Raw genomic sequence first — 26667 nt, forward strand, 5'->3', positions numbered from 1 at the left:
GACTCCGGCCGCCGGGCCGCCCGGCCGTCACCCCTCCGGGATCTCCAGCCCCTGCTCCTCGGCCAGCAGCAGCGCCCGCTCGATCAGCGTCTCCACGATCCGTGACTCCGGCACCGTCGCCACGACCTCGCCCTTCACGAAGATCTGTCCCTTCCCGTTCCCCGAGGCCACGCCGAGGTCCGCCTCCCGGGCCTCGCCGGGACCGTTCACCACACAGCCCATCACCGCCACCCGCAGCGGGAGCCGGAGCCCGTCCAGGGCGGCGGTCACCTCGTCGGCCAGCCTGTAGACGTCCACCTGGGCCCGGCCGCAGGACGGGCAGGACACGATCTCCAGACCTCGTTCGCGCAGACCCAGCGCGCCGAGGATCTGGATCCCGACCTTGACCTCCTCCGCGGGCGGCGCGGACAGCGAGACCCGGATGGTGTCGCCGATGCCCTCGCTGAGCAGGGCGCCGAAGGCGACGGCGGACTTGATGGTCCCCTGGAACGCGGGACCCGCCTCGGTGACCCCCAGATGCAGCGGATAGTCGGACCGGGCGGCGAGCTGCCGGTAGGCGTTGACCATGACGACCGGATCGTTGTGCTTGACCGAGATCTTGATGTCCCGGAACCCGTGCTCCTCGAAGAGCGACGCCTCCCACAGCGCCGATTCGACCAGGGCCTCGGGCGTCGCCCGGCCGTACTTCTTCAGCAGGCGCGCGTCCAGCGAACCGGCGTTCACCCCGATCCGGATCGGCGTCCCGGCGTCCTTCGCCGCCCGCGCGATCTCCTTCACCCGGTCGTCGAACTTCCGGATGTTCCCCGGATTGACGCGGACGGCCGCGCAGCCGGCGTCGATCGCGGCGAACACGTACTTCGGCTGGAAGTGGATGTCCGCGATCACCGGGATCCGCGACTTGCGCGCGATGGTCGCGAGCGCGTCCGCGTCGTCCTGCGAGGGGCAGGCCACCCGCACGATCTGGCAGCCCGCGGCGGTCAGTTCGGCGATCTGCCGGAGCGTGGCCTCGACATCGGCCGTCACGGTCGTCGTCATCGACTGCACGGACACCGGGGCGTCGCCCCCCACCTCGACCGCGCCGACCCGGATCTTCCGGGAGGCACGGCGGGCGGCCAGCGGACGGGCGGGCAGCGCGGGCATGTTCAGGGATACGGCGCTCATCGCGTACGGGCTCCTTCGGCCGGCACCGGCGCCGCCGCGCCCACCGGGCGGGCGCACGGGCGCAGATGCGCGAGTTCGGTGGTCACGGAGTCGGCCAGGGCCCCGGCGGTGAGGCCCAGCTCCTCCAGGATGTCGGCGCGCGAGGCATGCTCCAGGAAACGGGCCGGAATGCCGAAGGACCGCAGCGGTACGTCCACGCGGGCCTCGCGCAGTGCCTGGCCCAGCGCCGAACCGAAGCCCCCGGCCAGGCTGTTGTCCTCCACGGTGACGACGAGCCGGTGCCGGGCGGCGAGCGCCACCAGCTCCGGGTCCACCGGCTTGGCCCAGCGCGGATCGACGACCGTGATCCCCGGCGGCCGCGCACCGAGCCCCAGCCGCTCCGCCGCCCCGACCGCCGTCCCCGCCATCGACCCCACCCCGACCAGCAGCACCTCGGCCGGACGGGGCCCCACCCGGGCCAGCACATCGGCGACACCCACCCGCTCCAGCGCCGGCAGGTCCGCGGGCACCGCGCCCTTCGGGAAGCGGACCACGGTCGGCGCGTCGTCCACCGCCACCGCCTCCCGCAGCTCCTCCCGCAGGCTCGCCCCGTCCCGGGGCGCCGCGATCCGCAGCCCCGGCACCACCTGGAGCACCGAGAGGTCCCACATGCCGTGGTGACTGGCCCCGTCCTCGCCGGTCACCCCGGCCCGGTCCAGGACCAGGGTGAGCCCGGCACGGTGCAGCGCCGCGTCCATCAGCACCTGGTCGAACGCCCGGTTGAGGAAGGTGGCGTACACCGCGACCACCGGATGCAGCCCGCCCAGGCTCATCCCCGTCGCCGCCGTCACCGCGTGCTGCTCGGCGATGCCGACGTCGTACACCCGGTCCGGGAAGGCCTCCGCGAAACCGTCCAGGCCCACCGGCCCGCGCATCGCCGCGGTGATCGCCACCAGATCCGCGCGCTCGCGCCCCAGCGCCACCAGCTCCCCGGCGAAGACCCCGGTCCACGACGGCGGCGAGGGCTTCAGCGGCCGGCCCGTGGCGGGGTCGACCACCCCGATGCCGTGGAAGCGGTCGGCCTCGTGCTCCTCGGCCGGCGGATGACCCGCGCCCTTGCGGGTGATGCAGTGCACGATCACCGGACGGTCGTACTCCCGGGCCTGCCGCAGCGCGGCCCGCAGGGCCGGGACGCTGTGCCCGTCCACCGGCCCCAGGTACTTCAGCCCCAGATCACCGAAGAGGGCCTGCGGTACCGCGAGTTCCTTGAGGCCGGACTTCACCCCGTGCAGTCCCCGGTACACCGCCTCGCCGACCACCGGGATCGACCGGGCGGCCCGCTTGCCCGTCGCCAGCAGCCGTTCGTACTCCGCCGCCGTCCGCAGCCGCCCCAGGTGCTCGGCGAGACCGCCGACCGTCGGGGCGTACGAACGGCCGTTGTCGTTGACGACCACGACGACGTTGCGCCGGCCGCGCGCCGCGATGTTGTTCAGCGCCTCCCAGGCCATTCCGCCGGTCAGCGCGCCGTCCCCGATCACCGCGACGACCTGGCGGTCGTCCTCACCGGCCAGCGCGTACGACTCCGCCAGCCCGTAGGCGTAACTGAGCGACGTCGAGGCGTGCGAGTTCTCGATGACGTCGTGCGGGGACTCGGCGCGCGACGGATAGCCGGAGAGACCGCCCCGGCGGCGCAGGGTGTCCAGCCGCCCGGCCCGGCCCGTCAGCATCTTGTGGACGTAGGCCTGGTGACCGGTGTCGAACAGGATGCGGTCGCGCGGCGAGTCGAACTCGGCGTGCAGCGCGATCGTCAGCTCCACCACCCCGAGGTTGGGCCCCAGATGGCCGCCGGTCCGCGACACCTGGCTGATCAGCCGCTCCCTGATCTCCCCGGCCAGACACCGCAGTCGGGACGCGTCCAGGGCACGGAGATCGGACGGATTGCGCAAGGACTCCAGTACGGACATCGACCGCTCCTTCGGTACGAGGCGTCGCCCCATACAAGGCGCTCGTCCGGAATCCGCCCAGTCGGCCGTTCCGTGCAGCGGAACACGAGGCTGCGCCCGGATCAGGGCCGCTCCTACGGTTGATCCGTTCCCGGGGCGACGAGCCCCCGGCCGGTGGACGCACCCGTCCACCGCGTCGCACGGCGAGAGGCGGACCGCATGGTGCAGCAACCCGAACCGGCGACCCTCACCGTGCCCCTGGCCGCCGCGCCCCTGGTCACCGGGGCGCTGCTGCGGGAGGGCCTGACCGTCCGGGAGGGCGCCCCGCACCGGCCCGGCACCGTGGACCTGGAGTTACGGACCGGCGGGAGCGAGGCGCACTTCACCGCCCCGCCGGACGCCCACGCCCCGTTCGCCGCCGTCCGCGACGCCTGGCGGGCCGCCCTCGGCCCCCGGACCGTCCTCCTCGCCGAACCCCGGTCCTTCTGCGCCGGCGTCGACCGGGCCGTCGAGATCGTCGAGGAGGCCCTGCGCCGCCACCCGCACCCCGTCTACGTACGCAAGCAGATCGTCCACAACACCCATGTGGTGCGCGATCTCGCCGGACGCGGCGCCGTCTTCGTCGACGAACTCGACGAGGTCCCCGCCGGGGCCACCGTGGTCTTCTCCGCCCACGGCGTCGCCCCCGCCGTCCGCGCCGACGCCGCCCGCCGCGGACTGCGCGTCCTCGACGCCACCTGCCCGCTGGTCACCAAGGTGCACAGCGAGGTCCGCCGCTACGCCCGCCGGGGCGACCGGATCCTCCTCATCGGCCACGCCGGGCACGAGGAGAGCGAGGGCACCCTCGGCGAGGCCCCCGGCCGCACCACCCTGGTCCAGAGCGTCGGTGACGTCGCCGCCCTCGACGACCCGGAGCCCGGGACCCGGGTCTCCTACGCCCTCCAGACCACCCTCGCCGTCGACGAGGCCGCCGAGGTCGTCCACGCCCTCCAGGAGCGGTTCCCCGGCATCCAGGGCCCCGGCTCCGACGACATCTGCTACGCCACCACCAACCGGCAGGCCGCCGTCCGGGCCGTCGCCGGCGCCTCCGGTCTGGTCCTCGTCGTCGGCTCCCGCAACTCCTCGAACTCCGTACGGCTGGTCGAGGTCGCCGAACGGGCCGGAGCGCGGGCCCGGCTCGTCGAGGACGTCGGCGAGGTCCGGCTCGCGGATCTGCGGGACGCCGCCATCGTCGGCCTCACCGCGGGCGCCTCCGCCGCCCCCGCGCTCGTCGACGAGATCGTCCGGGCCCTGCGCGGCCTCGGCCCCGTCACCACGTCCGTGCGCCGCGTGGCCCAGGAAACAGTCACCTTCTCGCTGCCCAAGGAGCTCTCCCGATGACGGTCACCGCGCCCCGGCCCCTCGCCGTCCCCCAGGCCCCCGGCCGCCTCCCCCTCCTCGGCCATGTGCACCGGCTCCTCACCCGGCCCCGCGAGTTCTTCAACTCCCTGCGCGGCAGCGGCGACATCGTCACCATCGGCCTCGGCCCGGCCCGCGCCTACGTCATCAACGACCCCGCCCTCGTGCACCGGATCCTCACCAAGGACGTCCGCAAGCTCGACAAGGGCGTCGCCTACGAGAAGTCCGCGCCCTTCCTCGGCGACGGACTGCTGAACTCCTCCGAGCCCACCCACATGGCCCACCGCAGACTCGTGCAGCCCGCCTTCCACCACCACCGCATCGCCGAGTACGCCCACCACATGCGCGAGGCTGCCGACGAGGTCGTCTCCCGCTGGCAGGACGGCAGCAGGCTCGAACTCGACCAGGAGATCCACTCGTTCGCCGTCACCGTCGTCTGCCGGGCGCTGTTCTCCTCCGAACTCGGCGACCGGGTCGCGGACGAGGTCGAGGCCTCCCTGCCCGTCCTCCTCAAGGGCGTCACCCGCCGCATCGCCTTCCCCGTCGGCTGGCTGGAGAAGCTGCCCACCCCGTCCAACCGCCGCTTCGAGCAGGCGCGCAAGCGGCTGGGCGACACCCTCGGCGGCGTCATCCGCGAATACCAGCGGCGCGGCGGCGACGAGGCCGACCTGATGGCGCTGCTCCTCTCCGCCCGGGGCGAGGAGGGCCGGCCCGGACTCAGCGACGAACAGATCCACGACGAGGCGATGGCCCTGTTCCTCGGCGGTGTGGAGACCGCCCGCGACGTCCTCAGCTGGACCTGCCACCTGCTCTCCGAACACCCCGAGGTCCAGCGGAGACTGACCGAGGAGGTCGACGCGGTCCTCGGCGGCGGCCGGCTCCTCGACCACGAGGCCGTGACGCTCCTGCCGTACACCCGGCAGATCCTCACCGAGGCCATGCGGCTCTACCCGCCGGCCTGGCTGCTCACCCGCCGCACCATCACCGACCTCGACCTGGCCGGCCACCGCATCCCGTCCGGCCGCAACGTCCTCTTCTCCCTGTACGCCATCCAGCGCGACCCCTCCGTCTACGCCCGCCCCGACTCCTTCGAACCGGAGCGCTGGGCCGGCCGGGCGGGCGGCGAGCTGCCCCGCACCTCCTACCTGCCCTTCGGCGCGGGGAACCGGGGCTGCATCGGGGAGCCCTTCGCCTGGGAGGAGATGGTCGTCTTCCTCGCCACCGCGGCCCGGCGCTGGACGCTGGAGGCCGCCCCCGGCGAGCGGATACGTCCCGTCCGCTCGCCCATGCTCCAGCCCAAGAGGCTGCCGATGATCGTGCGGGCCCGCGCCGACCGGCCCTGAGGCCCGCCGTCCCCCGACACACGTACCACTGGAGTTGTGTTGTCCGCTTCCGCTTCCGCCCAGACCAACACCGAGAAGCCGGCCGCCGCCGGTGACGGACGCAACGGCCGTCACCTCGGCGTCGTCCTGACGCTCCTGGTGACCTGCTACCTCATGATCACCGTGGACAACACGGTGATGACGATCGCGCTCCCCGACATCCGCGGCGATCTCGACTTCTCGCCCACCGGCCTCGCCTGGGTGCAGAGCTCCTACACCCTCACCTTCGGCGGACTGCTGCTCCTCGGCGGCCGCACCGGGGACGTGCTCGGCCACCGCCGCACCTTCGTCTGGGGCGTGGCACTGTTCACGCTCTGCTCGCTCGCCGGCGGACTCGCCACCGAACCCTGGATGCTGCTGACCGCGCGCACCCTCCAGGGCGTCGGCGCCGCGTTCGCCTCGCCCGGGGCCATGTCGCTGCTGATCACCAACTTCGAGGAGGGCCCGCGCCGCAACCGGGCGCTGGCCGTCTACTCCACGCTCGCCGGACTCGGCATGGCCACCGGCATGATCCTCGGCGGGGTGCTCACCGAGTACGCCTCCTGGCGCTGGGTCCTCTTCGTCAACGTGCCCTTCGGGATCGCCGTCGCCCTGCTCACCCCGCGCTTCGTCGCCGACTCGAAGCGCCACCCGGGCCGGCTGGACCTCCTCGGCGCGATCACCGCGACCGGCGGCATGGCCGCCCTCGTGTACGGGGTGATCCGGGCCTCCTCCGACGGCTGGGGCGATCCGCTCACCCTGGTCTCGTTCGCCGCCGCCGTGGTGCTGCTCGCCGTGTTCCTCACCGTCCAGGTGCGCGTCGAGACGCCCGTGGTGCCGCTCGGCCTGTTCGCCAGCCGCAACCGGGCGGCCGGCTATGTGACGATCTTCCTGACCATGGCCACGCTGTTCAGCGCGCTGTTCTTCCTCTCCCAGTTCCTCCAGGGCCCGCTGGGCTTCTCCCCGGTCAGGGCCGGACTCGCCTTCCTCCCGATGGCGCTCGGCATGTTCGGCATGTCCCGGCTCACCCCGAAGCTGCTGCCGCGCCTCGGTGCCCGGCCGCTCATCGTCTCCGGGATCACCCTGGTCGTGGCCGGTGCCGTCTGGCTGGCGCGACTGGAGGCGACCACCGCGTACGCCCCGCATCTGGCCGGACCCATGGTGCTGCTCGGCATCGGCATCGGCGCCTTCCTGATGCCGCTCAACTCCCTGATCCTGTCCGGGGTCGCCCCGCAGCAGGCCGGTGCCGCGGCGGGCGTCATGCAGACCATGCAGCAGGTCGGCGGCTCCCTCGGGCTCGCGGTGCTGGTCACCGTGTACGGCACCACGCTCGCGCACTCCGACGCCCCCGCCGACGAGGCGGTCGCCCACAGCATGGCCAACGCCTTCATCGGCGCGACGGTCTTCTCCGCCCTCGCGCTCGTCCTGGTCTCGGTCGCCATCCGGGTCGCCGCCCCCGCCGCGGTCCCGGCCGCACGGGCCGCCGCCACCCCGGAGGACCGGGACTGACCCCCGGGTGACGGGGACCGGCCCCCGGTGGGCGGGGCGCCGCCCCGCCCACCGGAACCGCTCACCAGGCGTGCCCGTCCGGCGCGGAGGCCAGGGCCCGGGAGGCGGCATGGGCGACATGACGCAGCTGCCGGGTGGTCTCCGCCGGGTCCAGCCGGTGCGCGGGACCGCTCACCGAGACCGCCGCCGCCAGGGTCCGCCCCCGGCCCCACACCGGGGCCGCCAGGCACATCACCTGCGGCCGGAACTCGCCCCGGTCCACGGCGAACCCCCGGCTGCGCACCAGCTCCAGCTCCCGCTGGAGCGCCGCGCCGCCGGTCAGCGTCCGGGCCGTGTGCGCGGTGAGCCGGGTCGTCAGCCACTCCTCGCGCAGCACGTCGTCGGCGAAGGCGAGCAGCACCTTGCCCATCGCCGTGCCGTGCGCGGGCAGGATGCTGCCCACCCGCACGGGCAGCGCGGCACTGCGCACCCCGTGCAGCCGCTCCAGGCACAGCACGCCCTGGTCGCGCAGCACCCCGAGGTGCACCGCCTCGTCGGTCAGCCGGTAGAGGTCGCAGAGATAGGGCAGCAGCCGGTCGCGCAGCTGGGTGGTCCGCATGCACGGCGTCTCGCGGACCAGGTCGATGATGCGGCGGCCCAGCCCGTACCCGGCCGGGCGGTGCTCCGCCAGGCCGAGTTCGGTGAGCAGGCCGAGGATCCGGTGGACGGTCGTCTTGGGCAGGCCGATGCGCCGGGCGACCTCCGAGACACCGATCGCGTTGCCGTCCCCGGGCAGGATGTCCAGGATCAGCAGCGACTTCTCCACCGCCCCCGGCGGGGTGCGGCGCTCCTCGGCCGCCGCGCCGACGGCGGTGCGGATGGCGGCGCGCGTCTCGGCGCGCGGGCCGGTACCGGCGGGCGCCGGCTCCGGCCCGCGCGCCGTCGTCCCTGTCCGGTGCGCGGCGGGCGCGCGGGTGTCGCAGGCGGTGGTCATGCGAAGGTCCCCGTCATGTCGTCCAAGCTCCTGGTTCGGCGTCCACAAGGCGGGACTCAAGCCCCTTCCGAACGGTGCAGGAAGCGGACGGAAAGGGCCAGCACCGCACGTGACTGTTCATCAACCTGCAAGACAGGGTGCGGTATTCCCCGCCGTCACCCGACCGGGCGGGCCCGGGACGGCAACGGCAGCCCGTAGTGCTCGCGCAGCGTCGTGCCCCGGTACTCCGAGCGGAAGACCCCCCGGCGCCGCAGGATCGGCACCACCTCGTCGACCAGCACCGGCAGCCCGTCCGCCAGCACGTCCGGCATCAGGTTGAACCCGTCCACGGCCCCCGACACGAACCAGGCCTCGATGGTGTCGGCCACCTGCTCCGGCGTGCCCACCGAGAGGAGATAACCGGCCCCCAGCCCCCGGCTCAGCAGCTCCCGGACCGTCAGCCCCCCGGCCGCCAGCCGCCGGGCGTGCGGATCGGTGGACCAGTTGGCCCCCGGGCCCGACGGCGGTGCGTTCAGCAGCTCCAGCGGGACCGGGCGGTCCAGCGACAGCGCCTCGGCCGGGACGCCCAGCAGCCCCGCCAGGCTCCGGATCGCCGCCGTGCGGTCCGTCAGCTCCTCCAGCCGGTCGCGGCGCTCCCACGCCTCGCGCTCGGTGGAGCCGACCGTGGTCCGCAGCCCCGGCAGGATCCGCAGCGCCGCCGGGTCCCGGCCGTACGCGGCGGCCCGGCGCCGCAGGTCCTCCGCCAGCTCATGGGCGCCGGCCAGATCCGCGGGAGCGGAGAACACCGCGTCGGCCACCCGCCCCGCCAGGTCCCGGCCCTCCCCGTGCCCGCCGGCCTGGAAGATCACCGGATGGCCCTGGGGCGAGGACGGCAGCGTCAGCGCGCCGCCCACGGTGAAGTGCGTTCCCCGGTGGTCGACCGGCCGGATCCGGCCGGTGTCCGCGAACTCCCCGGTCTTCTTGTCGGCGGTCACCGCGTCGGGGTCCCAGCTGGTCCACAGGGCGCGTACGACGTCGATGAACTCGTTGCCCCGCGCGTACCGTTCCTCGCGCGTCGGCTCGGCCGCGCCGAAGTTCCGCGCCGAGTTGGCGTTGTACGTGGTGACCGCGTTCCACGCGACCCGCCCGCCGCTGATCAGATCGACGCCGAGGAAGCGGCGGGCGATGTTGTACGGCTCGTTGTACGTGGTCGAGGCGGTGCCGATCAGCCCGATCCGCTCGGTGGCGCGGGCGATGGCGGTGAGCAGCAGCGTGGGCTCCAGACCGTTGTAGGGCGGGCCCACCGCCAGGTCCTGGACGAGCCCGGGGGAGTCGGCGAGGAACACCGCGTCCAGCAGGCCGCGTTCGGCGGTCCGCGCGGCGTCGACGTAGGCGTCGACGTCCAGGAACGACAGCGGATCGGCGGCGTCCCACCGCCAGGCGGCGGGATGCAGACCGAGCCCGCCGAGGAGGTTGACGTTGAGGTGCAGTTCGCGGGGCGGAGTCAGCTGTGTCATGGGAGTCCTTCGTCTCGTACGGCGTGCGGCGCGGGGCCTGCGGGGGAGGGGGTCAGCCGAGCCAGGCGCCGGAGAAGCGCGGCCGCGACAGGGCGTCGAACGTCACCCCGTGGACCTTCGGGGACAGTCCGAGCACGGTGGACGACTCGTAGAGCGGCAGCCCGTAGGCCTCGTCCACGATCAGCCTCTGGGCGGTCGCCACCAGCCGGGCGCGGGCGGCGGGATCGGCCTCGGCGGCCTGGGCGTGCAACGCGGTCAGCAGCGGTCCGGGGCCCAGCCGCACCGCGTTCAGGCCCTCGGCGGTGTAGTAGTTGCGCAGGATGTCGGGGTCGGCCGTGGAGGCGTTGCCGAGGATGAGGTCGTAGTCGCCCGCCTTGAACGTCGCCAGGGCCTTGGCGATCGGCACCGGCTTCAGGGTCAGCCCCACCCCGACGGCCTTGAACTGCTGCTGGACCAGCTCCAGAGCGGTCTGTACGGTGCCGGGGCCGCCGAACCAGACGGTGACCAGGTTCAGCTTCTCGCCGTTCCGGGTGCGGATGCCGTCCGGGCCGGGCTTCCAACCGGCCCCGTCGAGCAGCTTCCGGGCCCCGGCCGGGTCCGTGGCGAGCCGGGCGGAGAGATCGGTGTACGCGGGCGTGGTGGAGGCCAGCACACTGCTCGCCGGGCGGTAGCCGGAGCTGAACACCGTGTCGACGACCTCCTTGCGGTCCAGGGCCTTCTGGAGGGCCCGCCGCACCGCCGCGTCCCGGGTGGCGGGGCGTGAGGCGTTGACGTTGAGGCCGTACACGAGTCCGGGGCTGGGGCGGGTGCTCAGTCCGAAGCCGGACGCCTTCAGCGTCCGCTCGTCCTGCGGCGACACGGCGCCGGTCGCGTCGAACTCCCCGGACCGCAGCCCGCCCGAGCGCACCCCCTCCTCCGGGACGATCCGGATCACCAGCCCGGACAGGTGGGGCGCCTTCGCGCCTCCGGAGCGCGCCGAGCCCCACGCGTACCCCTCGCGGGCCCGTTCGCGCACCTGCTGGTTGCGGGTGAACCGGGTGAGGGTGAACGGGCCGGAGCCGACGACGCCCCGGGTGCAGCGCTCGCCCGGGGAGCGGCGCAGGCTCGCCGGCGCGACCACGCCCAGGCTGACCGTCGACGTGGCCTGGAGGAACTTCACATTGGGCGCGGAGAACGCGATCCGCACGGTGTGCGCGTCCACCACCGTCGTCGAGCGGTACCCCGTCAGATAGGTACCGGCCTGCACGGCCCGCGCGCCGAGCGTGCGGAAACCGTCGAAGTTCGCCTTCACCGCCGCCGCGTCCAGCGGGGTGCCGTCGCTGAAGGTCACCCCGGGGCGCAGCCGGAAGGTGTAGCGCGTGGCGTCCGGGGAGACCTCCCAGGACGTGGCGAGCCAGGGAAGGATCTTCCCGGTCCTCGGGTCCTGGTCCGTGAGGGAGTCGACCAGACCGCGGGCCGCGGTCAGTTCGTCGCCGTTGCCCGCCTGCTGCGGGTCGACGCACAGCACGTCCGTGCCGACGACATAGGTCAGGGTGCCGCCGGCCACGGGGGTGCCGGAGCCGGCGGCGGGCGCGGTGCCCGGGTCGGCGGAGCAGCCGGCGAGCAGCAGGGCGGCGACGGCGGCGGCGGTGGCCGGCGCGAACGCGGTACGCATCGGGGTGGGTCTCTCTCTGTCAGGGGATCGTGCGGGGGAGCCGGCCGGGGTGGACGGGCCGGCTCAGTGCGTGCGGTGGACGACGAACTCGCCCAGGTCCGCGAGCGCCGCGGCGGCCGGGCCGTCCACCGACGCGCGGTGGATCAGCTGCCGGGCCCGGCACAGATGGCGTTCGGCGGAGTCGGCGGCCAGGGCCCGCCCGCCCGCCTCCTCGATCAGCCCGGCGGCCGCGCGCAGCCCCTCCTCGCCGCCGGAGCCCGGGTCCGCCAGCAGGGCGGCCAGCCGGCGGGCGGCCGGGGTGTCCTGGGCGAGCACGGAGACGATCGGCAGGGTCTTCTTGCCCTGCCGCAGATCGCTGTGGACCGGCTTCCCGGTGATGTCCGGGTCGCCCCAGATCCCGAGCAGATCGTCCACCGCCTGGAAGGCCAGGCCGAGATGACGGCCCATCAGCGTCAGATCGGAGACCGCGCCCGGAGCGGCCCCGCCCAGCAGTGCGCCCAGACCGGTCGCGCAGCCCAGCAGCGACCCCGTCTTGCGGCCCGCCATCGCGCTGTACTCCGCGACGGTGACGGCCCGCGGGCCGGTCCACGGACGCAGCTCGAAGGAGACGTCCTCGGCCTGGCCGTTGACCAGTTCCACCAGCGCGCCGGACAGCGCCTTCATCGCCGCGGCCCCGCGCTCCCCGCCGGCCGCCCGCGACAGCGCGTCCAGCGCCAGCGCCAGCAGCGCGTCACCCGCGAGGACCGCGGTGCCGACGCCGTACGCCTTCCACACCGCCTCGCGGTGCCGGCGCTGCTCGTCGCCGTCGATGATGTCGTCGTGCACCAGCGAGAAGGTGTGCACCAGTTCGACCGCGAGGGCGCCCGGGACCGCTGATTCCGGGGCGGCGCCGACGGCCTGGGCGGTCAGCAGGGCGAGTGCCGGGCGCAGCCCCTTGCCGCTGCCGCCGCTGCGCGGGGTGCCGTCGGCGTCCCGCCAGCCGAGCGTGAACTCGACCGTGGTGCCGATCTCCGGCGGAAGCCTGCGCACGGTCTCCCGCAGGGCCGGGGCGACGAGCGCGCGGAAGTGCTCCAGGGTCGCCGGGACGTCCGTGGACGCGGGGGCGCCGGCGGCCGTGCGCACGGGCGCCCGGCCGGTCTGCTGTGTCATCGGTAGCTCTCCTGGCGTGAGGGGTCGGTGCCCGGGAGCGGCCGGACGGCGGCGTCCCGGATGGCCCGCCCGGTGGTCACCGGGCGCTCGACAGGGTGAGGCCGGCCGGGCCGGCGACCCGGTCCCGCCGTTCGGGCAGCATGGGCAGCGGGCCCGTGCCGAGCGAGGCCCGCGGGACGGCCGTTCCGGCGCGGGTGCCGGGCACGGTGCGCAGCCGCCAGCGGGCGGCGATGCCCGCGAGCGTGATCGTGGTCTCGGCGGCGCCCAGCGTGTCGCCGATGCACTTGCGGCTGCCGCCGCCGAAGGGCAGGTTGAAGCCGCGCGGCAGCCCCTCGGCCCGCTCCGGCAGCCAGCGGTCCGGGTCGAAGGTCTCCGGGTCGGCGTAGACCGCGGGGTTGTGGCCCAGTGCGTAGGGGCTGTACAGCACGATGGTCCCCGGCTCCAGCCGGCGCCCCGCCAGCTCCGTCGCCCGGGTCGTGGCCCGGGTCAGCAGCCAGGCGGGCGGATACATGCGCAGCGTCTCGGTGATGACCCGGCCGGTGTACGGCAGCCGGTGCAGGTCGTCGAAGCCGGGCACCCGGCCGGCCAGCACCGTGTCCAGCTCCTCGTGCAGCCGCTCCTCGATGTGCGGATGGGTGGCCAGGGTGTGGAAGACCCAGGCCATCGTGTTGCCCGTGGTCTCGGTGCCGCCGATGAGCAGCGTCATGACCTGGTCGTGGATCTCCTCGTCGCTCAGCCCCTCGCCGGTCTCGTCGTCGCGGGTGTGCACGAGGATGGACATCAGGTCGCCGGTGTCCTCGGAGTCCGCGCTCCGGTAGGCCTCGACGGTCTCCCGGATCAGTTGGCGCATCCGGACCCGTACCTGCTCGAAGTCCCGGTTGTGGGCGGTCGGCAGCTTCTCCTGGAGTCCGGTCGGGGCGATCATGCGCTTGTAGACGCCCCGCATGATGACCGGCATGCAGTACGCGACCTCGTCGATGGCCCGCCGGTCCGCGGTCGTGGCGAACATGGTGCGGGCGGTGATCTTGAGGGTGAGCCCGTGCATGGTGTCGCTGACGTCGAGCGGTTCGCCGGGCTCCCAGGACGCCAGTTCCGCCTCCAGCTCCTCGCCCATCAGCCCGATGTAGCCCGGCACCCGGCTCGGGTGGAACGCGGGCTGGAGGAGCCGCCGCTGGCGCCGGTGCGGCGCCCATGCGGAGCTGACCAGGCCGTTGCCGACGAGCAGCCGGGCCTTCTCGAAGAGCGGCCCACCCTTGTCGTAGGTCCGCGAGTCGGTGAGCACCTGCTGGGCCAGTTCGGGGCTGTGCGCCAGGTACGCCTTCTTCGGGCCGAGCCGGATCTCGACGAGGTCGGCGTCGGTGGGGAGCCCGGCCAGGAACTCCAGGGGCCTGCGCCACAGCGGGAGGGCGTGGCCGAGCACCGGGACGGAGCCGGGGGCGGTGACCACCTTCCAGGGCCCGGTGCGCGCCTCGCCTCGGGCGCTCTTCGGGCCGGGACGGGCCGGTCCGCCGGGTTCCTCGCCGGACGCCGGACGCTCCGGGCCGGGCGGGACGATCGCCCGCAGCCGGGCGATGGCCGCCCGCTCCTCGTCGGTGGGCCGTGCGGAGGGCGCGGACCCGCTCTCCTCCGGCTCGTCGTGGCCGTCGTCGTCGGCGGCGGTGGGGGCGTCGGCGACGGCGGCGGGGGTGCGCGGCCGGTCGCGGAAGCGCGCGATGTCCGCGTCGAGGTCCAGCCACCCCGAGGTGGTGCCGTCCCAGACCGACCCGTCCCCGAAGTAGCGCGGGGTCAGGTACTCGAACTCCAGGCTGCCGCCCATGAGATGGTCGAGCCCGCGCAGATACCGCCGGACGTCCTCGCGCTCCCCGAGCTCCCCGGCGAGGAGCGCGTCGCGCGCCGTGATGTACGCCCGCTCGTGCTCCTCGACCAGGCCGACGAGCCGGTCCACAGCGTCCTGGAGGCTCAGCCCCTCGCCCTCGGTGAGGACCCGGACGACCGTCATCTTGTCGTCCTGGGCGTGCTCCTTCCGCCAGGACAGCAGATCGTTGATGATGATCATCTGGCGGCGGCAGTGCAGATGGACCTCGGAGAGGCGCGGGATCAGCCCGGTCATGTCGACCTCGGCGCCGTACTCCGTCATCAGCTCGATGAAGTCGCAGCCGAAGCTGTCCAGCCGGACGGCCAGGCAGCTCTCGTAGTCGGGCACCCGGTCGTTGAGCTTGGCCTGGATCTCGGTCGCGCAGCCCCGCAGGAAGGCCTCCAGGCTCGCCGCGAAGCGCCGGGTCTGCCCGGTGCTGAGCCCGGGGCTGATCCGCCGCCAGAGGTCCTGGCCGGCCCGTCCGTACGGGAACGCGCCGTCGGCGGCGACGTCCGTGTCGAAGTCCCCCAGGATCCGGGCGAAGACGGCCCGCGCGGCCTCGGCGCTGGACCCCAGGTCGCCCCGGTCCGAGACGAAGCTGTCGATCACCGTGACGTACTGGTACCAGTCCGCGATGTCGAGCGCCCTGCGGTCCGAGGCCTCCGGGACGGTCAGCGGGCCGTAGATCCCGTTGCGCTGGCGCAGGAAGTACAGCAGTTCCGCCTCACCGGCGAAGGTGTCGCCCAGGAAGCGGCGCACCCAGCCGTTGGAGGCGATCTCCAGCCGGGCGGCCTGCGGGTGGTAGACGGAGGGGAGGAGGCGGGGGAGTTCCGGCAGGTAGAACTCGGTTGTCTCCGGATCGGATGACTCCGGCACAGTGAATCCTTTCTTCGGGTGCGTCGGACCGCACCGGTGGGACCGTCGCGGGCAGGCGCCGACGGCGCGCGGACGCGGGAGGGGCGGAACGGGGCGGGGGATCGCCGGAACTCCCCGGCGGCGGCAGCGGCACCGGGGCGGCGGGAACGACGGCGGGGCCCCGGCTCCGGTGCGGCCCGGCGGGCGTCGCGTCCGCGGAGGGCGGGGGTGACGGCGGTGGCCCTGGCGTCGGGCCTTCGGGATGCGGGGAGGCTCAGCGGTGGGCGCGACAGCGGCGACGGCGCGCGACGGCCGCCCGGCACGGGTTCTGACCGGTCGAGGAACGCGTCAGCATGATCCGAACTCCCCCTTCGCGGAACCTTCCGACGCCCCGGATGCTAGGTCGGGTGCTCGGAGGCTGTACACGCACCCGTACCGCTGTGCGGAACGGCCGGAGCGGAGCCCGCGGTCCCGTTCGGCGGATGCGGTCCCGCCCGGCCGGCCGGGGTCGCTCCCGGTGATGTGTCCGGCCGGGCGCCGGGCATATCGTGGGCACAGCCGCGGACCGGGCGCCGGGCGACGAGGCGGGACAGACTCAGTCGAAGCGCTTCGATAGTGGTCTGGACATGTTGTGCGAGGCGGGTCTAGTCTCGGATCTCCTCGCATGTCACAGACGGAGGGGACGAAGTCGAAGCGCTTCGCCCCATCTGACCCCAACTGCCGGAGCAGACCGGTTTCCGTGCCGGGCCCGACGATGTCCCTGAGGGAGAGCTGAATGGTCACCCTGGCCGAGGTCGCGCAGCACGCCGGAGTCTCCGCGAGCACGGTGAGCTACGTCCTCAGCGGGAAGCGGTCCATCTCCGTCTCCACCCGGGAGCGGGTCGAGTCCAGCATCCGGCAGCTCGGCTACCACCCGAACGCGGGCGCGCGCGCCCTGGCCAGCAGCCGGTCCAACATCATCGCGCTCATGGTGCCGCTGCGCACCGACATGTACGTCCCCGTGATGATGGAGATCGCGATCGCGGTCGCCACCACCGCCCGGACCCACGGCTACGACGTCCTGCTCCTCACCGGTGAGGAGGGCCCCGCCGCCGTGCGCCGCATCGCCGGCAGCTCGCTGGCCGACGCCATGATCCTGATGGACGTCGAACTCCACGACGAACGGCTGCCGCTGCTGCGCGAGACCGACCGCGCCGCCGTCCTCATCGGACTGCCCGCCGAGACCTCCGGACTGACCTGCGTGGACCTGGACTTCGAGGCCACCGGGGCGCTCTGCGTGGACCATCTGGCCGGACTCGGCCACCGGGAGATCGCCGTCATCGGCGAGGCCGCCGCCGTCTACGAACGGCACACCGGCTTCGCCGAGCGCACCGTCGACGGGATACGGGCCAAGGCGCAGGAGACCGGGGTGCGCGTGCTGCACCGGCCCTGCGAGGGCGGCTACGCGGCGATGGCCCAGACCCTGTCCCGGATCTTCGACGAGCGCCCCGGCACCACCGGCTTCATCGTGCAGAACGAGTCCGCCGTTGAACCGCTGCTCAACCTCCTGCGCCAGCAGGGCCGGGCCGTGCCCGAGGACGTGTCCGTGGTGGCGATCTGCCCCGAGCAGGTGGCCTCCCAGGCCTCCGTGCGGCTCACCTCCGTCGCCATCCCCGCCCAGGAGATGGGCCGCCGCTCCGTCGAGCAGGTGGTGGCCAAGCTCTCCGGCCGCGGCACCGACGAGGTCGAGCTGCTGGCCCCCGAGCTGACGGTCCGGGAGAGCACCGGCCCGGCGCCCGTGTGACGGACGCGCCCGCGCGCACCCCGAGGAGCCGGCCCCCGCACGGGGACCGGCTCCCTTCGCGTACGGGTGATCAGCTCGCGGACACACCGAAGGAGTTGGTCCGGAAGTCCATGCCGCCCGCCGACGAGGTGATCTCGTAGCCGAACTGCACGTCACCGATGGTCTCGTCGCCCCACCACCCCTTGGTGTCCTTGATCCACTTCAGGATCGGCAGGACGTTCACCGTGCCCGCCGTGGAGTCCGAGGTGCGCAGGAACGAGAAGACCTGGTTGGACCCGTTGTCGCCCTTGTACACGGTCCAGGTGTGACCGCCGAGCGTCAGCGTCCCCTGCGAGGTGCCGAGCGGGCCCACGGCCCCGTTGTAGTTGACCCAGAGCATCACCTCGTAGTCGTAGTCGCTGTCCCAGATGTCGTACGAGGTGTTGTAGGCACCCGACGACGGGACGGTGACGTCGTAGCTGCTGGTGAGGGACGACAGCGACGACAGGGACTTGTTCACGACCTTCTTGGCGTTGGGGTACGACTTGATGCCGCCCGTGTCCGGGTGGTCGGCCCAGACTCCCCAGTTGCCGGAGGAGTTGACCCAGATCGACTGCGCACCGGCTCCGGAACCCCAGATGTTGTTGTACAGGGTGTAGTTGTCGGAGGTGGTGTAGTTGCCCCACTGGTCCGAGGAGTACCAGACGGCGGCCTGGGCCGGTGCGGCGGCGAAGCCGACGAGGGCCGCGACCGCCGCCGCCGGGACGAGGAGGAGCCTGCTGATGGTGCGGGTGCGTCGTGCCATGGCTTGTCCTTCCGTGAAGGGGTGGGGGGACGTGCTACCGCGGCCCCAGTTCCAGGACGCGGTCCTCGCCGGCCGCGAGCTCCAGAGGAGCCGTGGGGGATCCGGCGGGGGCATGGGTGAGGGCGACATGGCCGCCCGTGCGGACATCGATCCGGGCGTCCCGCGTGGGGTGCAGCACCGCCGTCGCGGTGCCGTCGGAGCGCCACCGCAGATCCAGCGCCGCCCCGAACCGGGTGCGTACGCCGCGCAGTTCACCGCCCGGACAGTTCGCCGGCGGGGCGGGCAGCAGCACCAGCCGGTCCGGTGACGACTGCACCAGCGACTCGATGACCGCCGCGGGCAGCGCATGGGCGGCGTCCGCGTTGTACACATCGCGCGCGGGATAGTGCGAACTCATCAGCGAGTCGTGGAAGAAGTCGCCCGCCAGCACCGCCCGCAGCGCCGCCGAGACCCGCCCGCCGTCCCGCAGCCGGGCCGCCACCAGGGCCTGGTGCAGATGCCCGTGCGCGGAGTCGTTCTCCGAACCGCGCAGCTCCAGCGCCCGGTGGGCGGCGGCCGCCAGCTCCGGGGTGTCGTACGGATTGATCTCGTCCAGCGGCCACACCGGGTACAGATGGCTGAGGTGGCGGTGGTCGTACGTCTCCGCCAGGCCCGGCCACGCCCACTCGGCGAGCGCGCCGTCCTCGTTGACCCGGTACTCGGGCAGCCGCCCCGCCAGCTCCCGCCGCCGGGCGGAGTCCGGATGGGTGGGGGAGCGCTCGGCCGAGGCGAGCAGCGCGTGCCGGGCGGCGGCGATGTCCATGGTGGCGTTGACCGTGCCCCAGCTCGCGTTCGCCGGACGGTTCTCCGGCGAGTACGAAGGGACGATCGCCACCCGGCCGTCCGGCCCGGTGCGGGTCAGGAAGTCCTCGTAGAACAGCGCCACCTCGTGCAGCGCCCCCACCAGCCGGGGATCGGTCACCCCGCAGGTCTGCGCGTACGCGAGCAGCGGCTCCAGCAGCCAGTCGGCGCCCGCCGTCCACAGATGGAGGGGATAGGCCCGCTGGTAGTGGCGGGTGTGGCCGGACTCCCCGTCGGTGTGCGAGGGGGCGACGACACCGCGCGCGCCGAAGACCGCCCGCGCGTTGTCCCGCCAGTCCGCCAGCTGCCCGTACACCAGCGCGGCGTGCGCCTCCGACACCTCGGGCAGCGCACCGGCCGCCGCCGACGCCACCTGGAGATTGAGATTGGCGTTCGTCGTGAACGCCCCCGACCACGCCGTGTCCCAGTCGCCCGTCCACAGCCCGGTCAGCCGGGGCGGCAGCATCCCCGAGGAGGACAGCAGATGGTAGCGGCCGGCCGCGAACAGCCGCTCCAGCAGCGCGGGCGAGTCCGGAAGCCGCAGCAACGCGCTCCCGGGCAGGGCCCGTTCGGCCGGATCCGCGTCCAGGGTCAGCCGGGCCCGCTCGAACGCGGGCCGGTGCAGGGCGACATGCCGCTCCAGCAGCTCCTCGTACCCGCCCGCCGGCAGCGCGGCGCACTGCGCCGCCGGGTCCGCCTCGCCCGCGTGCCGGCGCACCCGGGTGAGCAGCAGCAGACTCCGGGCGCCCTCGACCCGCAGGCCCTCGCCGGCCACCGACACCCGGCCGCCGTCCACCCGGAGCACGCTCACCCCGGTGTAGGACAGCGCGCTGTCCGGATAGGCCGCGCGCAGCGTGAGCCGGCCCCCGCCCGGGGTCAGCACCGCGCCCCGGCCGACGCCCAGCCTCGGCGGCGCCCCGGGCAGCGCCGGGTCCAGCGCCACGTCCACCGCGAGCCCCGGTCCCGAGACGTGCTGCACTACCACGTCGTCGGCGCGCGAGACGAACACCCGGCTGCGCCGCCCCTCGCTCACGGCCGTGATCTCACCCGTCGCGAAGTCGACGCTCCGCCGGTAGCCCGGCGGAACCGGCTCCCCGTCCGCCCGGGACGCCGCGCCCGGGGCCGGGGTGATCCGGGTCCGGAACGCGGGGTGGAAGGGCTGCACCCACACCAGCGGCCGCCCCTCGCCGAAGCGTTCGGCCGCCGCCGTGTCCCCCGCGAGCAGGGCGCTCTGCACCCGGCCCAGCCGGTCCGCCAGCTCCGGCGGACGCACGTTCTCGCTGCCGTTCGGCCGGACCAGACTGTGGTGGTTGACCACGACCCGGTCGTCCGCCGGATCGCCCAGGACCATCGCCCCGTGCCGCCCGTTCCCGGCGAGGAAGGCGTCCTCCCAGCGCGCGGCCGGGCGCGGCTCCCACGTACCGCCGACAGGCGTGCGGTCCGTCACGGCGCCGCGCTCCGCAGCACCGCCACGCCGAACCGCCCCAGCTCGACGCGGTCCTCCACGCTCTCGCCGGTCAGCAGGTCCTCGTGCGCGCCCGGCACCTCGACGGTGACGCTCCCGCGCCCGTGGTGGAGCAGGAACAGCAGCTCCCCGCGCCGCACCGCCTCCACCCCGGCGGGCAGCCCCGCCAGGACCGGCCGCGCCCCGGCCTCCCGCACCACCTCCGCCAGCAGCGCCCGCAGCGCGTCGGGCTCCGGCAGCGTCGACACGTACCGGGCCCGGCCCCTGCGCAGCACGGCGGGCAGCCCGGCCAGCTCGCCCGACCGGTAGGAGGAGACCACCTCGGCGTCCTCGGCGGCCGTCAGCTCCTCCGACCAGAGCGTGCCCCGGAAACCGTCGCACTCCACCGAGGCGTCCGCGTCCAGCGGCCACCAGTCGTGCAGCGTACGGATGCCGAACAGGGCCCGCAGCCGGGCGTCCATCCCGCCCGGCCGGATCCGGTCGTCCACGTCCGCGATCCCGCTGAAGAAGCCGCAGACCACGGTCCCGCCGCCCTCCGCGTAGGCCACGAGGTTGTCGATCGCCCCGTCGCCGAGCAGATACAGATGGGGCACGACCACCGCCTTGAACCGGCTCAGGTCCGCGTCCGGGCGGGCGAACTCGGTGACGACCCCGCTCTCCCACAGCGCGCCGTGCCAGCGCTGGACCACCTCGGTGTAGTCCAGCAGCGAGGACGGCCTGCCCTCCTGCGCCCCGGCCCACCAGGCGTCCCAGTCGTGCAGGACCGCCACGTCCGCGGGCACCTCGCCGCCGGCGACCGCCGGGCCGAGCGCGGCCAGCTCCCGGCCCAGCCGCTTGACCTCGCCGAAGGCGCGGCCCTCCTCGCCCGCGTGGCCGACCATCGCGGAGTGGAACTTCTCCGAGCCCTGCCGGGACTGCCGCCACTGGAAGTAGCAGACCGCGTCCGCTCCGCGCGCCACGGACTGGAGCGACCAGAGCCGGTTCAGCCCCTCGGGCTTGGGCCGGTTGACGTCCCGCCAGTTGACCGCCCCGGTCGCCTGCTCCATCAGCATCCACGGACCGCCGGCCTGCGAACGCGTCATGTCCGCGATCATCGCGTTGTACTGCCCGCCGCGCGGGTCCCGCGAGTCCGGGTAGATGTCGACCGAGACGATGTCCTCCTGCGCCGCCCACGCCCAGGCGTCCTGCCCCGACCACAGCGGCATGAAGTTCGTCGTCACCGGGACGCGCGGGGTGTGCCGCGCGACGATGTCCCGCTCGGCGACGTAGCACTCCATCAGCGCGTCCGAGGTGAACCGCTTGAAGTCCAGCACCTGGGTCGGGTTCTTCATGTACTGCGCGGTGCGCGGCGGCAGGATCTCCGTCCACGAGTCGTAGCGCTGGCTCCAGAACGCCGTGCCCCAGGCCTCGTTGAGCTCCTCCACCGTGCCGTACCGGGCACGCAGCCAGCGCCGGAAGTGCGCCGCGGTCTCGTCGCACCAGCAGTGCGTGCAGTACTCGTTGTTGATGTGCCACACCGTGAGCGCCGGATGGTCCGCGTACCGCGCCGCCAGGTCCTCGGTCAGCGCGGCCGCGTACCGCCGGTAGACCGGCGAACTCGCGCAGAACTGCTGGCGCGAGCCGTACCAGACCACCGAGCCGTCCTCCGTGCGCGGCAGGGTCTCCGGATGCCGCGCCCCCATCCACGGCGGCGGCGACGCGGTCGGGGTGGCGAGGACGACGCCGATGCCGTGGGCGTGCATCAGATCCATCAGCCGGTCCAGCCAGCCGAACTCCCGTGCACCCGGGCGCGGTTCGATCCGCGCCCAGGAGAAGACACCGAGGGTCACGGAGTTGACCCCGGCCTCCTTCATCAGCCGGACGTCGTCCTCCCAGACCTCCTCGGGCCACTGCTCGGGGTTGTAGTCGCCTCCGAAGAGGATGCGGCCACGGGCTGCGTCGCGCAGGGACGGCATGGCGTCTCTCGTTCCTTACTCGGGTTCCGCGTACTGGATGCCGCGGCCGTTGGTGCCCAGGTAGACACGGCCGTGGACACGGGGGTCGCCGGTGATGACCTGACCGGTCCACCCCCACTGGTGGGCGTCGTCGTTGATCCGGACCCAGGTGGCGCCCGCGTCGTCCGAGCGCAGCACCGCCACGCCGTCGTACGCCGCCGGCACCCGCCCGGTCTGGAAGACGGCCGGGTAGCCGGATCCCGGCCGGCCCCGTCCGGCGCGCGGGGCGGCCTTGCCGAAGCCCAGCGCGTGCGAGGCCGTGCAGCCGGGCACCGGGGCGAAGGTCCGCCCGCCGTCGGTGGACCGCAGCAGCCCGTTGTCCTTCGCCGAGAGCCAGAGGTCGCCGCTGCGGCCCGGGGCCGCGGCCACCGTGAACTGGACGTCCCCGGACGGCAGTCCGTCCGCGCCCCGGCTGAAGGTCAGCCCGCCGTCGGTGGACCGGAAGAGCGCGCCGGTGTCCGTGTCGTAGACGTAGAAGCGCCTCGGGTCGACCGGGTCGGCCACCGGGGTGCCGCCCCTGGGGAAGCTCGCGACCTCCGCCCAGGTGGCCCCGCCGTCCGTGGAGCGGTGGGCGGGGTACTTGGTGCCGTCCCAGTGGACGAACGACCACAGCAGCGTCGCCCCGTCGGCCGAGACCGCGACCGGTCCCGGCGCGGAGGGCGCGATCTCCGGCTGTGCGGCGAACGGGCGCCAGGTGCGCCCGCCGTCGTGGGAGTGGGCCCCGGCGGCGTCCGAGCCGGAGGGCCAGCCGGTGCGCACCACGTACGAGGGCTTCAGCGCGGCCTGCGCGAGCCCGGTGGCCGTTCCGAACACCGGCTGCGAGGCCATGCCCCGCGAGGGGGACGAGGTCAGCGACTCGTGGTACATCACGCCGATGTCGCCGAGCCCGCTCAGCAGCCGGGCGCCCCCGGCCGGCGGGGCGATCAGGAAGCGCACCGAGGACTCCTCCAGGCCCCGGATCTCCGGCGCCCAGTGCACCAGGTCGCGCGTCCCGTAGACCGTGGCGCCCGTGCCGAAGACCAGGTGGTGCGAGTCGAACGGGTCGACGGCCACGGCCTGGATCCACCAGCCGAACTTGGCGCCCTCGCCGCCCCAGCGCAGATACGGCGTCTCCGCTACGTCGAGGACCGCGGAGTCCTTGAGCGAGGTCCAGGTGGCGCCCGCGTCCGTGGAGCGGAACACCGTGTCGACCTGCGCCCAGCGGTTGTTGGTGGTGACCACGAGGGTGTCCGCCCGGCGCGCGTCCACCGCGACGCCGCCGTAGCCGAAGCCGTCGCCGGCCGCCGCGTCGGGCGCCACCGGGGTGACCTCGCTCCAGGTGCCCGTGACCGTGTCCAGCCGGTGCACCGAACCGTCCGCCTGCCCGTTGGGGCCCGGGGCGTCCGCGTAGGTGACGTACAGCGCGCGGCCCCGGGCGTCGTACGCGGCCCTGACCGGCACCTTCACCGACGCGGCGCCGGACGGCTGTCCGGGCACGGCCTCCCAGCCGCCGGAGCCGTCGGTGCGGTAGAGCGCGCTGCCGCCGTCGCCCCAGCCCGCGTACACGGTGCGTCCCGCGGCGGCCAGGAACATCACGCCCTGCCCGCTCGCCGAGGGGGTCGCGGGGAAGGCGGCGGCGGACCAGGTCCGGCCCCGGTCGGTGGAGCGCAGCAGCCCGTCGTGCCGGGTGCCGAGCCAGAGCGTGTCGCTGTCCCGGGGGTCCACGAGCAGCCGCTCGCCGGCCCCGCGCCCGTCCTCGTTGGCGCCCAGCCGCACGGTCAGATCGGTGCGCTGCCAGGTGGTGCCGCGGTCCTCGGAGCGCAGCACGGCCCCGGGGCTCGCCCAGTCCTGGGCGTAGGTCCCGCAGGCCAGGTACAGCCGATCGGGGTGGGCCGGGTCGACGGCCATGGCCTCGATCCCGAGGAGGTTCCAGTCGTCCCAGCCGAGGTGGTCGGTGAGCGCGGTCCACCGGGCCCGCCGGTCGTCCCAGCGGTAGGCGCCGCCGATGTCGGTGCGGGCGTAGGCGAGCCCCTTCACCGCCGGGTGGAAGAGCAGTCCGGTGACGAAGCCGGTCCCGCCGATCGCGGCGGTGCGCCAGCGGTGCGGTGCGGGGGCCGGTCGGGGCCGGCCCGCCGGGGCGGCCGACGCGGTGCCCGCGAGGGGCAGGGCGGTGGCCGCGGCGACGGTGGCGGCGGCGCCGAGGACGGTTCTGCGGCTGGGTGTGGGCGCGGACGAAGCGCGCATGGCGAAACACCTTCCGGACAGAGGGGAGGGAAGAAGGGGGCGCGCCGGGCCGGGGGAGCGGCCCGGCGGCCACCGTGCGCGGTGCGGGGCGTGGTCAGCCCTTGACGGCGCCGGTGAGCATGCCCTTCTGGAAGTGCTTCTGGACGAAGGGCGACAGCACCGCGACCGGGATCAGGGCGAGGATCATCACGGCCATCTGCACGGAGAGGCTGTTGATCTGGCCGCTGCTGACGGCCGCGCCCATGGCGCCCGGCGGGACCTGGTGCTGGAGGACCAGCTGACGCAGGATCATCTGGAGCGGGTACTTGTCGCTGTCCTGGATGTAGAGCATCGCGTTGAACCACTGGCTCCAGTAGCCGACCGCGTAGAACAGCGAGATCACGGCGATCACCGCACGCGACAGCGGCATGATGATCTGGAGCAGGATGCGCCACTCGCCGGCGCCGTCGATCCGGGCGGCGTCGATGAGTTCGGGTGCGGTGTCCATGAAGAACCCGCGCAGGACCAGCACGTTGAAGACGCTGATCGCGCTGGGCAGGATCATCGACCAGTAGCTGTTGCTCAGTCCGATCCCGGTCACCAGGAGATACGTGGGGATGAGGCCGGCGCCGAAGAACATCGTCGCCATCAGCGTCATCAGCAGCGGGCGGTGCGCGTAGGAGTCGCGGCGGCTGAGCCCGTAGGCGCACAGGATCGAGACCACCATGCTCACCGCCGTGCCGACGGCGGTGAGGCCCACGCTGACGGCCGCCGCCCGGGTCACCGCGCCGCCGCTGAGCAGTTCCTTGTAGGCGACGAAGGTGATGCCCTTGGGCCAGACGACCAGACCGCCGGCGTCGTTGATCGCCTTGGTGTCGGAGAGGCTGGTGACGAGCACCACCCAGATCGGCACGATGATGACCGCGCAGATCGCGACGAGGCCGAAGCCCTTGAAGGCGAGGCCCGCCTTGGTGGGCTCCTCCTCCCACACGGGGCGGGGTTCGATGCGCAGGGCCCGCTGGAGCGGGGTCTCGGTGCGCGGAGCCGGTGCGGCCGGGTCCTTGCCGAGGTCCAGGAGAGTTGTCATTTCTTGGAGTACACCCCCTGCTCGCCCAGCATGTGGGCGACCTTGTTGGCACCCAGCACCATGGCGACGCTGAACAGTCCCTTGAAGATGCCGGCGGCGGCCGCGTAGCCGAAGTCACCGGTCTTGATGCCCGTCCACCAGATGTAGGTGTCCAGGATTTCCGAGGCGCCCGGTCCGACCTGGTCGCGCTGGAGCAGGATCTGCTCGAAGTCCAGGTTGAGCGCGCTGCCCACGCGCAGCACGAGCAGCAGGGCGATCACCGGCCGGAGCGCCGGCAGGGTGACGTGCCACATGCGGCGCCAGCGGCCGGCCCCGTCCACGGCCGCGGCCTCGTACAGATCGGTGTTGACGGCGGCGAGCGCGGCGAGGAAGACGATCACGCCCCAGCCGGCGTCCTTCCACACGGCCTGGGCGCTGACCAGGAACTTGAAGAAGCCCGGATTGGTCATCAGGTCGAAGCCGCCGTGGCCGTGTTCGCGCATCCACTGGGAGACCAGCCCGGCGCCGCCGAACATCTGCTGGAAGACGGTGACGACGAGGACCCAGGAGAAGAAGTGCGGGAGGTAGACGATCGCCTGCACCCAGGCCCGGACCCGAGTGCTCATGATCGTGTTGAGCAGGAGCGCGATGGCGATCGGGATGGGGAAGAAGAGGACGAGCTGGGTGAGGAAGATGACGAGCGTGTTGACCAGGACTTCCCAGAACCGGTAGTCCTCGAAGATCCGGGTGAAGTTCTCGAAGCCGATGAACGGGCTGCCGGTGATGCCCAGGTCGTAGACGTCGTAGTCCTGGAAGGCGACGACGTTCCCGAGCAGCGGGATGTAGTTGAAGATCAGCAGCAGCGCGATCGCGGGCAGCGTCATCAGGACGAGCGTGCGGTCGCGGCGCAGCCGGTGGCGCCAGGTGATGCCGCCCGGCTGCGGCGGGCCGGCCTTGGCCGCCTTCCGCGCTCTCCTCGTCCCTGTGCTGCGTCCGCCGCCGGACGCCCTGGTCCTGGCCGCCCCGCCGTTGTCCTCGCCGTCACCCTCGCCGCTGCCGCCGGCCGGGGCGCTCGCCCCGTCGGAGGTGCGGTCCGGGTCGGCCGTCACCGTGGCCCGTGGCTTCACCCTGTGCTCCCCATGTCGTTCTCTCGGCCCTGGGCCGCCGGGCGTCGGATGCCCGGCGGCCGTTCTGCTGTGG

The 26667-nt window shown here is 73.7% G+C and carries 17 protein-coding genes; 4 read left to right on the top strand and 13 right to left on the bottom strand.

Features of this window, described 5'->3' with window-relative positions:
• Positions 1-27: 27 nt before the first annotated feature.
• Positions 28-1161 carry a flavodoxin-dependent (E)-4-hydroxy-3-methylbut-2-enyl-diphosphate synthase gene (ispG, locus tag ACZ4FH_RS14290; RefSeq protein ID WP_467304710.1) on the bottom strand — a complete coding sequence of 378 codons (1134 nt, stop codon included), beginning with the start codon at positions 1159-1161 and terminating at the stop codon, positions 28-30.
• The gene (dxs, locus tag ACZ4FH_RS14295; protein WP_467304712.1) at positions 1158-3104 is read right to left on the bottom strand and encodes a 1-deoxy-D-xylulose-5-phosphate synthase; all 1947 of its coding nucleotides are present in this window, start codon (positions 3102-3104) and stop codon (positions 1158-1160) included. The genes ispG and dxs overlap by 4 nt, the downstream gene beginning before the upstream one ends.
• Positions 3105-3302: 198 nt before the next feature.
• On the opposite strand from dxs, the gene ispH reads away from it, so the two are divergent.
• Genes ispH through ACZ4FH_RS14310 form a run of 3 tightly spaced genes read left to right on the top strand, consistent with a single transcriptional unit; the run spans position 3303 to position 7351 of the window.
• Complete coding sequence (gene ispH, locus ACZ4FH_RS14300) at positions 3303-4463, top strand: 4-hydroxy-3-methylbut-2-enyl diphosphate reductase (RefSeq protein WP_467304714.1); 1161 nt, start codon at positions 3303-3305, stop codon at positions 4461-4463.
• Positions 4460-5824, top strand: coding sequence for a cytochrome P450 (locus tag ACZ4FH_RS14305; protein ID WP_467304715.1), 1365 nt, complete (start codon positions 4460-4462; stop codon positions 5822-5824). The genes ispH and ACZ4FH_RS14305 overlap by 4 nt, the downstream gene beginning before the upstream one ends.
• 36 nt (positions 5825-5860) lie before the next feature.
• Complete coding sequence (locus ACZ4FH_RS14310; RefSeq protein WP_467304716.1) at positions 5861-7351, top strand: MFS transporter; 1491 nt, start codon at positions 5861-5863, stop codon at positions 7349-7351.
• A gap of 61 nt (positions 7352-7412) precedes the next feature.
• On the opposite strand, the gene ACZ4FH_RS14315 is transcribed toward ACZ4FH_RS14310, so the two are convergent.
• The 5 genes from ACZ4FH_RS14315 to ACZ4FH_RS14335 all read right to left on the bottom strand — a co-directional run bounded on the left by ACZ4FH_RS14315 (position 7413) and on the right by ACZ4FH_RS14335 (position 15354).
• Complete coding sequence (locus ACZ4FH_RS14315) at positions 7413-8324, bottom strand: IclR family transcriptional regulator (RefSeq protein ID WP_385106970.1); 912 nt, start codon at positions 8322-8324, stop codon at positions 7413-7415.
• 155 nt (positions 8325-8479) lie between these two features.
• Positions 8480-9820, bottom strand: coding sequence for an NtaA/DmoA family FMN-dependent monooxygenase (locus ACZ4FH_RS14320; RefSeq protein ID WP_467304717.1), 1341 nt, complete (start codon positions 9818-9820; stop codon positions 8480-8482).
• Between the two features lie 52 nt (positions 9821-9872).
• Positions 9873-11474 (bottom strand): ABC transporter substrate-binding protein, encoded by a 1602-nt coding sequence (locus tag ACZ4FH_RS14325; protein ID WP_467304718.1) that lies wholly within the window; start codon positions 11472-11474, stop codon positions 9873-9875.
• Positions 11475-11537: 63 nt separating this feature from the next.
• Positions 11538-12623, bottom strand: a complete 1086-nt coding sequence (locus tag ACZ4FH_RS14330; protein WP_467304720.1) for a polyprenyl synthetase family protein — start codon at positions 12621-12623, stop codon at positions 11538-11540.
• A 76-nt stretch (positions 12624-12699) separates the two neighbouring features.
• Positions 12700-15354: a cytochrome P450 gene (locus tag ACZ4FH_RS14335; RefSeq protein ID WP_467304721.1), complete on the bottom strand. Its 2655-nt coding sequence runs from the start codon at positions 15352-15354 to the stop codon at positions 12700-12702.
• 754 nt (positions 15355-16108) lie between these two features.
• Here ACZ4FH_RS14335 and ACZ4FH_RS14340 point away from each other — a divergent pair.
• Positions 16109-17116 (top strand): LacI family DNA-binding transcriptional regulator, encoded by a 1008-nt coding sequence (locus ACZ4FH_RS14340; RefSeq protein WP_467304722.1) that lies wholly within the window; start codon positions 16109-16111, stop codon positions 17114-17116.
• Positions 17117-17186: 70 nt separating this feature from the next.
• On the opposite strand, the gene ACZ4FH_RS14345 is transcribed toward ACZ4FH_RS14340, so the two are convergent.
• The 6 genes from ACZ4FH_RS14345 to ACZ4FH_RS14370 all read right to left on the bottom strand — a co-directional run bounded on the left by ACZ4FH_RS14345 (position 17187) and on the right by ACZ4FH_RS14370 (position 26594).
• A complete protein-coding gene (locus ACZ4FH_RS14345) occupies positions 17187-17900 on the bottom strand; it encodes a GH12 family glycosyl hydrolase domain-containing protein (RefSeq protein WP_467304723.1) in 714 nt (237 codons plus the stop codon).
• Positions 17901-17934: 34 nt separating this feature from the next.
• Entirely contained in the window at positions 17935-20187 is a 2253-nt protein-coding gene (locus tag ACZ4FH_RS14350; RefSeq protein ID WP_467304725.1) for a glycosyl hydrolase family 95 catalytic domain-containing protein, read from the bottom strand.
• Positions 20184-22160 (bottom strand): beta-galactosidase, encoded by a 1977-nt coding sequence (locus ACZ4FH_RS14355; protein WP_467304726.1) that lies wholly within the window; start codon positions 22158-22160, stop codon positions 20184-20186. The genes ACZ4FH_RS14350 and ACZ4FH_RS14355 overlap by 4 nt, the downstream gene beginning before the upstream one ends.
• A gap of 15 nt (positions 22161-22175) precedes the next feature.
• Entirely contained in the window at positions 22176-24422 is a 2247-nt protein-coding gene (locus ACZ4FH_RS14360; protein ID WP_467304728.1) for a WD40/YVTN/BNR-like repeat-containing protein, read from the bottom strand.
• 94 nt (positions 24423-24516) lie between these two features.
• Positions 24517-25488: a carbohydrate ABC transporter permease gene (locus tag ACZ4FH_RS14365; protein ID WP_467304729.1), complete on the bottom strand. Its 972-nt coding sequence runs from the start codon at positions 25486-25488 to the stop codon at positions 24517-24519.
• On the bottom strand, positions 25485-26594 hold the full coding sequence (locus ACZ4FH_RS14370) for an ABC transporter permease (protein WP_467304730.1): 1110 nt from the start codon (positions 26592-26594) through the stop codon (positions 25485-25487). The genes ACZ4FH_RS14365 and ACZ4FH_RS14370 overlap by 4 nt, the downstream gene beginning before the upstream one ends.
• Positions 26595-26667 lie beyond the last annotated feature (73 nt).

Source organism: Streptomyces sp. NPDC024555 (assembly GCF_055559335.1).